This window comes from Streptomyces sp. CC0208 (assembly GCF_003443735.1).
Classification (GTDB): domain Bacteria; phylum Actinomycetota; class Actinomycetes; order Streptomycetales; family Streptomycetaceae; genus Streptomyces; species Streptomyces sviceus.
Genome location: NZ_CP031969.1, coordinates 3690075 through 3701067, shown reverse-complemented (window position 1 = coordinate 3701067; position 10993 = coordinate 3690075). Strand labels below are relative to the sequence as shown.

The window sequence follows — 10993 nt, the reverse complement described above, 5'->3', positions numbered from 1 at the left end:
AATCGTGGAGAACCTGATCGCGCTGCTCATCGCGGCGCCCCTGCTCGGAGCGGCGGTCCTGCTGACCGGCGGCCGGCGGCTGGACGCCGTCGGCCACTGGATCGGCACTTTGCTCGCCGGCGCCTCCTTCGTGTTCGGCGCCATCCTCTTCGCCGACCTGCTCGGCAAGGACGCCGCGCACCGCACGCTCACCCAGCACCTGTTCAGCTGGGTGCCCGTCGAGGGCTTCCAGGCGGACGTCGCCTTCCGTCTCGACCAGCTGTCGATGACGTTCGTGCTGCTGATCACCGGCGTCGGCTCGCTGATCCACCTGTACTCGATCGGGTACATGGAGCACGACGAGCGCCGCCGCCGCTTCTTCGGCTATCTGAACCTGTTCCTCGCGGCGATGCTGTTGCTCGTCCTCGCCGACAACTACCTGCTGCTGTACGTCGGCTGGGAGGGCGTCGGTCTCGCCTCCTACCTGCTGATCGGTTTCTGGCAGCACAAGCCCAGCGCGGCGACGGCCGCGAAGAAGGCATTCCTGGTCAACCGCGTGGGCGACATGGGCCTGTCGATCGCGATCATGCTGATGTTCACGACCTTCGGCACCTTCGCCTTCGGCCCGGTCCTCGGCAGTCATGAAAAGCCCGGACTCGTCGAGGGCGCCTCCGAGGCGACACTCACCGGCATCGCCCTGATGCTGCTGCTCGCCGCCTGCGGCAAGTCGGCCCAGGTGCCGCTGCAGTCCTGGCTCGGGGACGCCATGGAGGGCCCGACCCCGGTCTCGGCCCTCATCCACGCGGCGACCATGGTGACCGCGGGCGTCTACCTGATCGTCCGCTCCGCCAACATCTTCAACCTCGCGCCGGACGCCCAGCTCGTCGTCACCGTCGTCGGTGCCGTCACGCTCCTGTTCGGTGCGATCGTCGGTTGCGCGAAGGACGACATCAAGAAGGCACTGGCCGGCTCGACCATGTCGCAGATCGGCTACATGGTCCTCGCCGCGGGCCTCGGCCCCATCGGCTACGTCTTCGCGATCATGCACCTGGTGACGCACGGCTTCTTCAAGGCCGGGCTCTTCCTGGGAGCCGGTTCGGTCATGCACGGCATGAACGACGAGGTCGACATGCGGAAGTACGGCGGCCTCAGGAAGTACATGCCGGTCACCTTCGTGACGTTCGGCCTCGGCTACCTCGCCATCATCGGCTTCCCCGGCCTGTCCGGCTTCTTCTCCAAGGACAAGATCATCGAGGCGGCCTTCGCCAAGGGCGGCACCGAGGGCTGGATCCTCGGCGCCTGCGCCCTGCTGGGCGCGGCCATCACCGCCTTCTACATGACGCGCGTGATGCTGATGACGTTCTTCGGGGAGGAGCGCTGGAAGAACCAGTCCACCCGCTCCCCGGAGGCCCCCAGTGCGGAGCCCGCGGCCGAACACCATGGCGAGCACGCAGAACCGCACCCGCACGAGTCCCCGAAGTCCATGACGATCCCGATGATCGTGCTGGCCTTCGGATCGGTCTTCGCGGGCGGGTTCTTCAGCATCGGCGACCGCTTCCTGCACTGGCTGGAGCCGGTTACCGGGCACAGCGAGGGCGACTCCCCGCTCAGCGCGGCCACCGTCACCGGCGCCACCATGGTGTGCCTGCTGATCGGCGTCGCCCTCGCCTGGGCCCAGTACGGCCGCAAACCCGTCCCGGTCGTCGCCCCGCGCGGGTCGCTGCTCACCCGGGCCGCCCGGCGCGACCTGCTCCAGGACGACTTCAACCACGTCGTCCTGGTCCGCGGCGGAGAGCACCTCACACGGTCCCTGGTGTACGTCGACCACACCCTGGTCGACGGCGTGGTCAACGGCACGGCGGCCTCGGTCGGCGGTCTGTCCGGGCGGATGCGCAAGCTGCAGAACGGCTACGCGCGGTCGTACGCGGTCTCGATGTTCGGCGGCGCGGCGATCCTCGTCGCCGCGACCCTGCTGATGAGGGCGGTCTGATACCGATGTCCTTTCCTCTGCTGACAGCGACGGCGGTGCTCCCGGCGATCGGGGCCATCGCCACGGCCGCCGTGCCGGCCGCCCGGCGCACCGCCGCGAAGTGGCTGGCGCTGCTCGTCTCGATCGCCACCCTCGCCCTCGCGATCGTCGTCCTGGTCCGCTTCGACCCGGACGGCGCCCGCTACCAGCTCACCGAATCGCACGCCTGGATCGCGGACTTCGGCGTCCGGTACGAGCTGGGTGTGGACGGCATCGGGGTGGCGCTCCTCGCGCTGACCGCCCTGCTGATCCCGTTCATCATCCTGGCGGGCTGGCACGACGCCGACCCGTTGGAGACCGGAAGCAAGCGGTGGCGGCCGACGCAGGGCTTCTTCGCCCTGATCCTGGGCGTCGAGGCGATGGTGATCATCTCCTTCGAGGCCACCGACGTCTTCCTGTTTTACATCTTCTTCGAAGCCATGCTGATCCCGATGTACTTCCTCATCGGGGGCTTCGGGGACCGCGCCCACGCGGGCTCGGACGAGAACGCGGCGGCCCAACGCTCGTACGCCGCCGTGAAGTTCCTCCTCTACAACCTGGTCGGCGGTCTGATCATGCTGGCCGCGGTGATCGGCCTCTATGTCGTCGCCGGGAACTTCAGCCTTCAGGAGATCGCCGAGGCGCGGGCCAACGGCACGCTCGACATGGCGACCAACACCGAGCGCTGGCTGTTCCTCGGGTTCTTCTTCGCCTTCGCGGTGAAGGCGCCCCTGTGGCCGCTGCACACCTGGCTGCCCAACGCGATGGGGGAGGCCACCGCCCCGGTCGCCGTGCTCATCACGGCGGTCGTCGACAAGGTGGGCACCTTCGCGATGCTCCGCTTCTGCCTCCAGCTCTTCCCGGAGGCCAGCAAGTGGGCGACGCCCGCGATCCTCGTCCTGGCGGTGATCAGCATCATCTACGGGGCGCTGCTCGCGGTCGGCCAGCGGGACATCAAGCGCCTGGTGGCCTACGCGTCGATCTCGCACTTCGGCTTCATCATCATGGGCATCTTCGCGATGACCAGCCAGGGCCAGTCCGGGGCGACGCTCTACATGGTCAACCACGGGATCTCGACGGCCGCGCTGATGCTGGTGGCCGGCTTCCTGATCTCGCGGCGCGGCTCGCGGCTCATCGCCGACTACGGCGGTGTCCAGAAGGTCGCCCCGGTGCTCGCGGGCACCTTCCTGATCGGCGGCCTCGCGACCCTGTCCCTGCCGGGACTCGCGCCCTTCGTCAGTGAGTTCCTGGTCCTGGTCGGCACGTTCGCGCGCTATCCGGTGATCGGCATCATCGCGACCTTCGGCATCGTGCTCGCCGCGCTGTACACCCTCGTCCTCTACCAGCGGACGATGACGGGCCCGGTGAAGCCGGAGGTCTCGGCGATGCCGGACCTGCGCGTGCGTGAGCTCGTGGTCGTGGCCCCGCTGGTCGTCCTGCTGATCTTCCTGGGCGTCTATCCGAAGCCCGTCACGGACATCGTGAACCCGGCGGTGAAGTCGACCATGTCCGACGTACACAAGAAGGACCCCAAGCCCGAGGTGGAGGCGGCCAAGTGAGCGCGACAGTCGTCCACAGCCTGTGGACAACCGCGGCCGACCCGATCTCCAAGATCGACGCGCCGAAGATCGAATACGGGCAGTTGTCGCCCACCCTGATCATCCTGGGCGCGGCGATCATCGGAGTGCTGGTCGAGGCCTTCGTCCCGCGCAAGTCCCGTTACTACGCCCAGCTGTTCGTCTCCGTCGTGGCCCTGTGCGCCGCCTTCGCGGCGGTCGTAGCCCTGGCCGCCGACGGATACGGCACCACCAAGGCGGGCATCGCCGCCATGGGCGCGATCGCCGTCGACGGACCGGCCCTGTTCCTCCAGGGCACGATCCTGCTGGCGTCCCTGGTCGGCCTGTTCACCTTCGCCGAGCGCAGGCTCGACCCCGAGACACACGGCAACCGCGTTGACTCGTTCGCCGCGCAGGCCGCCTCGGTGCCGGGCAGCGACAGCGAGAAGGCGGCCGTGAAGGCCGGGTTCACCACCACCGAGGTGTTCCCGCTGCTGCTCTTCGCGGTCGCCGGCATGCTGATCTTCCCGGCCGCCAACGACCTGCTGACGCTGTTCGTGGCCCTGGAAGTCTTCTCGCTCCCGCTGTACCTGCTGTGCGCGCTGGCCCGCCGCAAGCGGCTCATGTCGCAGGAGGCCGCGGTCAAGTACTTCCTGCTCGGCTCGTTCGCCTCCGCGTTCACCCTGTTCGGCATCGCGCTGCTGTACGGCTACGCGGGCTCGGTGTCGTACGGCACCATCGCGAAGGTCGTCGACGGGACCATCGGCACCGTGGACCCGGCGCTCGCCGACACCATGGGCAACGACGCGCTGCTGCTGATCGGCGCCGCGATGATCGTCATGGGGCTGCTGTTCAAGGTGGGCGCGGTCCCGTTCCACATGTGGACCCCGGACGTCTACCAGGGGGCGCCGACGCCGGTCACCGGTTTCATGGCGGCGGCGACCAAGGTGGCCGCCTTCGGCGCGCTGCTCAGGATCCTCTACGTCGTCCTGCCGGGCCTGCGCTGGGACTGGCGGCCGGTCATGTGGGCCGTCGCGATCGTCACCATGCTCGGCGGTGCGATCGTCGCGATCACCCAGACCGACATCAAGCGGCTGCTGGCGTACTCGTCGATCGCGCACGCCGGATTCATCCTCGCCGGTGTCATCGCGACCACGCCGGACGGGGTGTCGTCGGTCCTCTTCTACCTGGCCGCGTACTCGTTCGTGACGATCGGCGCGTTCGCCGTGGTCACGCTGGTCCGCGATGCCGGTGGTGAGGCGACGCACCTGTCCAAGTGGGCGGGGCTGGGCCGTCGTTCGCCGCTGGTGGCCGCCGTGTTCGCGGTGTTCCTGCTGGCCTTCGCCGGTATCCCGCTGACCTCCGGCTTCGCCGGGAAGTTCGCCGTGTTCAAGGCGGCGGCGGAGGGCGGCGCGGCGCCGCTCGTCGTGGTCGGTGTGATCTCGTCGGCCATCGCGGCGTTCTTCTACATCCGCGTGATCGTGCTGATGTTCTTCAGCGAACCGCGTCCGGAGGGACCGACGGTCGCCGTGCCGTCGCCGCTGACGATGACGGCGATCGGGGTCGGCGTGGCGGTCACCCTGGTGCTCGGTGTGGCACCGCAGTACTTCCTGGACCTGGCGAACCAGGCGGGAGTGTTCGTGCGCTGACCTGGGAGGACAGAACCGTGTTCATGCGGCGGGCCCCGGATCCCTCACAGGGAGCCGGGGCCCGCCGCATGTGGTCACAGGTCCAGGTCCAGATCCAGGTCCGGGATCAGGTCGTGGGTCAGGTCAGGGTCTGAGTCCTGGTCCGCCGAGCACGTCACATCGGGATGTGTGGGGCTGAAGAGACCGCTGGGGTTCGTCTTGTAGATCCAGGCACGCAGCGTGTAGCTGGAGTCCGTGTCCGGCCGGTCGACCGGCTTCTGGAAGGTCTGACCGAACATCACCGGCGCGGCGGCACCCGACTCGGCCTTCGCGATCCACTCCACCGCGACGAGCCTGCGCCCGTACGGGCCGTCCTCGTAGAGGAGAGCTGCGGGCGTCTCGGGATCGGTCTGCCCGACGTTCTCCTCGTTGACGTAGCGGTAGCCCCCGCCGGGCACACAGGCCGTCGGGGTGAAGCCGTCGGCGACGGCGTACGGCTCGTAGGCATACGCACCCGTGGCCCCGTACGTCTTGGACAGCTCCGTCCAGACGAGCGGGTCCGGGTCTGCTGCCTGCGCGGGGACCGCGGTCAGTGAGAAGGCCGCTGCCGCCGCGACGGTGAGCACTGCCTTCAGGGGCCGAGGGGCCATCGTGGTTCTCCTTGAGGCGCTTGAGGCGGGAGAGGCGTGCGGGCGAGGCGCCGTCCGTGGGGAGGAACGGGGCCTCCCCAGCCCGCCCCAGCAGCATGTCCCGCCTCGAACGAGTGCGCCATGTGACATCGGCCGATCGAATGACCATGCAACGTCACCGGCCCGGCCTGTGGATAACTCCGACGCTGTCGGTCCCGGCCCCTATCGTGGAGGCAGTGGTCGAGGGACGACGTACGGGGGACGGGACTATGGGCGGGATGGGCGGTATCAGCGAGATGCCAGGGATCACCGGGACACCGGACGCGAGCGACAGCGAGGCACTGGCCACGCTGCACCGGGTCTTCGGATACGACGCCTTCCGCGGCGAGCAGGAAGAGATCATCGAGCATGTGGTGGCCGGCGGGGACGCCGTCGTCCTCATGCCCACCGGCGCCGGCAAGTCGCTGTGCTACCAGATTCCGTCCCTGGTCAGACCAGGCACGGGCATCGTCGTCTCACCGCTCATCGCCCTGATGCAGGACCAGGTGGACGCGCTCAGGGCGCTCGGCGTGCGCGCCGGGTTCATGAACTCCACGCAGGACTTCGACGAGCGCCGCGTGGTGGAGGCCGAGTTCCTGGCCGGGGAGCTGGACCTGCTCTACCTCGCGCCGGAGCGGCTGCGCCTCGACGCCACGCAGGATCTCCTCTCCCGGGGCAAGATCGCCGTCTTCGCCATCGACGAGGCGCACTGCGTCTCCCAGTGGGGCCACGACTTCCGCCCCGACTACCTGACGCTGTCGGTGCTCGGCCGGCGCTGGCCCGACGTACCGCGGATCGCGCTGACCGCGACGGCCACCCGTGCCACGCACGAGGAGATCACCCAGCGGCTCGACATGCCGACGGCCCGGCACTTCGTGGCCAGCTTCGACCGGCCCAACATCCAGTACCGGATCATCCCCAAGGCCGACCCCAAGAAGCAGCTGCTCGCTTTCCTGCGCGAGGAGCACGCGGGCGACGCGGGCATCGTGTACTGCCTCTCCCGCAAGTCGGTGGAGGCCACGGCCGAGTTCCTCTCCCGCAACGGCATCGAGGCGGTCCCGTACCACGCAGGCCTGGACGCGGGGACCCGCGCCGCCCACCAGTCCCGCTTCCTGCGCGAGGAGGCCCTGGTGGTGGTGGCGACCATCGCCTTCGGCATGGGCATCGACAAGCCGGACGTCCGCTTCGTGGCCCACCTCGACCTGCCCAAGTCGGTCGAGGGCTACTACCAGGAGACGGGCCGCGCGGGGCGGGACGGACTGCCGTCCACGGCCTGGATGGCCTATGGGCTCAACGACGTCATCCAGCAGCGCAAGATGATCCAGTCGAGCGAGGGCGACGAGGCGTTCCGGCGCCGGGCCGCCGCCCACCTGGACTCGATGCTCGCGCTGTGCGAGACCGCGCAGTGCAGGCGCGGACAGCTTCTGAAGTACTTCGGACAGGAGCCGGAGCCCGCGGGCTGCGGCAACTGCGACACCTGCCTCACTCCGCCGGAGACCTGGGACGGCACCGTCGCGGCCCAGAAGGTGCTCTCCACGATCGTGCGGCTGCAGCGGGAGCGCGGACAGAAGTTCGGGGCCGTACAGATCGTCGACATCCTGCTCGGCAAGCGCACCGCCAAGGTCATCCAGTTCGACCACGACCAGCTGTCGGTGTTCGGCATCGGCGAGGAACTCTCCGAGGGCGAATGGCGAGGGGTGGTACGGCAGTTGCTCGCCCAGGGGCTCCTCGCGGTCGAGGGGGACTACGGCACGCTGGTGCTGACCGAGGCGAGCGGTGCGGTGCTGCGGCGGGAGCGGGAGGTGCCGCTGCGCAAGGAACCCGAGAAGCCGGCGAGCGCCAAGTCCGCATCCTCGCCCTCGTCCGGGCGCGGCAAGGCCAAGGCCGCGGTGGCCGAGCTGCCCGAGGCGCTGGTGCCGGCCTTCGAGGCCCTGCGGGCCTGGCGTGCCGAACAGGCCCGTGAGCAGGGCGTCCCCGCGTACGTCATCTTCCACGACGCCACGCTCAGGGAGATCGTCACGGTGTGGCCCACGTCGGTGACGCAGCTCGGGAGCGTCGGCGGGGTCGGTGAGAAGAAGCTCGCGACATACGGCGAGGGCGTGATCGAGGTGCTCGCCGGACTGGCCGAGGGCGGTGCGGCCGCGAAGACACCGAGCCCGGCCGGCAACGCGGGGCCGGGCGCGGACCCTGGAGCTGATCCCGGCGCGGATCACTGGCCCGAGATGGACGCGGATCCGGAGCCCGAGGACGACTGGATATAGCCGCCGCCGGGCTCCGGCGTGGGGCGCGGGAGTTGTCCCGCGTCACCTCACTTCACGTCACGTCACGTCACCTCACCTCATGTCACCTCACGTCACAACGCCCGCGCCGCATACGCCCTGACGTCCGCGTCCGAGTCCGTCGTCGCCGTGGCCAGGGCCGCGCGGGCGTCCTCGGTGCCCGTGTGCCGGGTCAGGGCGAGGACGGCTGCCTTGCGGACGTCGGCGTTCGGGTCGGCGAGGGCCTTGGCAAGGGCGGGGACGGCCACGTCCGGGGCGGCGGCGGACAGTGCCGTCGCGGCACCCGACCGGACCTGCCAGGCGGGGGCCGACAGGGCGGTGACGGCGCGGGCGGCGAGGGGGGCGGGGCAGCCGGTGGTGCCCAGCGCTCCGTAAGCCGCCCCCCGCACCAGGGCGTCGGGGTCCTCGGTGAGACGGGCCAGGGCGTCGAGGGCGACGTCCAGCGGGCGTTCGGCCCACACCGTCGCCAACGCCTTGGCGATCGTCACGCGGACCTCACGGGACGGGTCGGTGGCGGCCGCGCGGGCGAGTTCCTCGGCGGCGTCCACCGACACGAGGGCGCGGACGGCCTCGATGCGGACCGGGATGTCCGTGTCGGTGAGGGCCCCGGCGAAGAGTTCCGTGTCGCCGAGGTGCAGGGCGCGCAGGACGTCCAGGGCGGTGGCGCGGACCACCGGGTCGGACTCGGCCAGGGCAGTGGCGAGACCTTCGCGGAGGGCGGGTTCGGGCGGCAGCGTCTCGACGAGTTCGCGCAGGGACGCGGCCGCGGCGGCGCGGACACCGGGGTCGTTGTCGGTGAGGGACTCCGCGAGGACCGGTCCGGTCCCCGGGGGCGTGGTCTCCGTCAGGACGGTGACGGCCGTACGGCGGACGGCGGGATCGGGGTCGGACAAGTAGGTCCGCAGGGCGGCGAGTTCGGGTTCCTGCTCGGCGAGGGCGAGGAGGTCGAGCAGACGGGACGAGACGGGGGCCGCCGGGATCGGGGCGTTCGCCACCGCTCCCGCACCGGAGCGGTCGCCAGGGTCGCCCGTGTCGGTGTCGCCCGAGGCACCGGGCCGCCCGCCCGCGACCGGGGCGAGCTCGCGTGCCCCCGCCGTCGCCACCTCCTCGGCGTGCACCTCGCCGAGGTGCCGGGAGGGGCCGCCGACCGGAGTGAACTCGTCGATCGGGACCAGATAGGGAGCCACGGGCCGGGCCGTGAACTCCATCGCACCGGAGGGGGACTTGTGCAGATCGAGATGGTGGAACCAGGAGATGTCGTCGCGATGGGGGTGGTCGAGACGGTCGTGGTAGAGGCCCCAGCGGGACTCCGTGCGGGCCAGCGAGGCGCGGGCGGCCATCTCCGCGCAGTCGCGGATGAAGGAGACCTCGGCGCAGCGCATCAGCTCGTGCGGGGTCTGCGCACCCATCGCGGCGATGTCCTCCCGCATCCGCTCGAAGGACTCCAGGGCCAGCGAAAGACGGGCGCCGGACTTCGGCGGGGCCACGTAGTCGTTCACGAAGCGGCGCAGCTTGTACTCGACCTGGGGCTGCGGTGGGCCGTCCGGGTTGCGCAGCGGGCGGTAGATCAGTTCGTGCGCCTCGCGGAGCTGGTCGGTCGGCAACTCCCCTTCATAGGGCGCGTACTGGGAGGCGTCCGCGCCCGCGAGGTCACCGAAGACGAACGCGCCGATCATGTAGTTGTGCGGGACGCAGGCCAGGTCGCCGGCGGCGTAGAGGCGCGGGACGGTCGTACGGGCGTGGTCGTCGACGCGGACGCCGGAGGCCGAGTGGCCGCCGCACAGACCGATCTCGGAGATGTGCATCTCGATGTCGTGGGTGCGGTAGTCGTGACCGCGGCCCTCGTGGAAGGTCCCGCGGGTGGGCCGTTCCGTGGAGTGCAGGATCGACTCCAGGGACGAGATCGATTCCTCGGGCAGGTGGCTCAGCTTCAGGTACACCGGGCCCCGGTCGGAGGCGACCTCCGCCGCGAACTCGGCCATCATCTGGCCGGACCAGTAGTCGGAGTCGACGAAGCGCTCGCCGTGCCGGTTGACCTGGTAGCCGCCGAAGGGGTTGGCGACGTAGGCGCAGGCGGGGCCGTTGTAGTCCTTGATCAGCGGGTTGATCTGGAAGCACTCGATGCCGGTCAGTTCGGCGCCCGCGTGGTAGGCCATGGCGTAGCCGTCGCCCGCGTTGGTCGGGTTCTCGTAGGTGCCGTACAGGTAGCCGGAGGCGGGCAGGCCCAGGCGGCCGCAGGCGCCGGTCGCCAGGATCACCGCGCCCGCGCGGACCGTGACGAACGCGCCCGTGCGCGTGTTGAAGCCGACCGCACCCACGGCCCGCCCTTCCGCCGTGAGCACCCGCACCGGCATCACCCGGTTCTCGATGCGGATCTTCTCCCGCATCTCACGCCGCCGCAGCTGCCGGTACAGGACCTTCTTGACGTCCTTGCCCTCCGGCATCGGCAGCACGTAGGAGCCGGAGCGGTGGACCTGGCGGACCGCGTAGTCGCCGTGCTCGTCCTTCTCGAACTTCACGCCGTACGACTCCAGGCGCTGCACCATGCCGAAGCCGCGGGTGGCGGTCTGGCGGACGGTGGACTGGTCGACGATGCCGTCGTTGGCGCGGGTGATCTCGGCGACGTAGTCGTCGGGTTCGGCGCGGCCGGGGATGACCGCGTTGTTGACGCCGTCCATGCCCATGGCGAGGGCGCCGGAGTGCCGGACGTGGGCCTTCTCCAGCAACAGCACGTTCGCGCCGTGCTCGGCGGCGGTCAGGGCGGCCATGGTGCCGGCGGTGCCGCCGCCGACGACGAGGACGTCACAGCGGATCTCCTCGGCGTCGGTGAGGGCGGGGATCTCCAGAGGCATGTTCAAGGCGGGGGTGGTCACCG

The 10993-nt window shown here is 70.1% G+C and carries 6 protein-coding genes; 4 read left to right on the top strand and 2 right to left on the bottom strand.

Annotated features, from left to right (window positions below; genetic code table 11):
• Positions 1-4 precede the first annotated feature (4 nt).
• From nuoL to nuoN, 3 genes are read left to right on the top strand one after another with little or no spacing between them, the layout of a single operon-like run.
• The gene (gene nuoL / locus D1369_RS16735) at positions 5-1969 is read left to right on the top strand and encodes an NADH-quinone oxidoreductase subunit L (protein ID WP_007383972.1); all 1965 of its coding nucleotides are present in this window, start codon (positions 5-7) and stop codon (positions 1967-1969) included.
• A gap of 5 nt (positions 1970-1974) precedes the next feature.
• Complete coding sequence (locus D1369_RS16730; protein ID WP_007383973.1) at positions 1975-3546, top strand: NADH-quinone oxidoreductase subunit M; 1572 nt, start codon at positions 1975-1977, stop codon at positions 3544-3546.
• A complete protein-coding gene (nuoN, locus tag D1369_RS16725; protein ID WP_007383974.1) occupies positions 3543-5192 on the top strand; it encodes an NADH-quinone oxidoreductase subunit NuoN in 1650 nt (549 codons plus the stop codon). The genes D1369_RS16730 and nuoN overlap by 4 nt, the downstream gene beginning before the upstream one ends.
• Positions 5193-5266: 74 nt before the next feature.
• On the opposite strand, the gene D1369_RS16720 is transcribed toward nuoN, so the two are convergent.
• Positions 5267-5821, bottom strand: coding sequence for a hypothetical protein (locus tag D1369_RS16720; protein ID WP_037901087.1), 555 nt, complete (start codon positions 5819-5821; stop codon positions 5267-5269).
• 248 nt (positions 5822-6069) lie between these two features.
• On the opposite strand from D1369_RS16720, the gene recQ reads away from it, so the two are divergent.
• Complete coding sequence (recQ, locus tag D1369_RS16715) at positions 6070-8100, top strand: DNA helicase RecQ (RefSeq protein WP_037901091.1); 2031 nt, start codon at positions 6070-6072, stop codon at positions 8098-8100.
• Positions 8101-8192: 92 nt separating this feature from the next.
• On the opposite strand, the gene D1369_RS16710 is transcribed toward recQ, so the two are convergent.
• Positions 8193-10991 carry a fumarate reductase/succinate dehydrogenase flavoprotein subunit gene (locus D1369_RS16710; RefSeq protein ID WP_118082511.1) on the bottom strand — a complete coding sequence of 933 codons (2799 nt, stop codon included), beginning with the start codon at positions 10989-10991 and terminating at the stop codon, positions 8193-8195.
• Positions 10992-10993 lie beyond the last annotated feature (2 nt).

Coding starts and splice junctions, on each gene's coding strand:
- D1369_RS16730 (WP_007383973.1), top strand. CDS start 1,975: ATGTCCTTTCCTCTGCTGACAGCGACGGCGGTGCTCCCGGCGATCGGG.
- D1369_RS16720 (WP_037901087.1), bottom strand. CDS start 5,821: ATGGCCCCTCGGCCCCTGAAGGCAGTGCTCACCGTCGCGGCGGCAGCG.
- recQ (WP_037901091.1), top strand. CDS start 6,070: ATGGGCGGGATGGGCGGTATCAGCGAGATGCCAGGGATCACCGGGACA.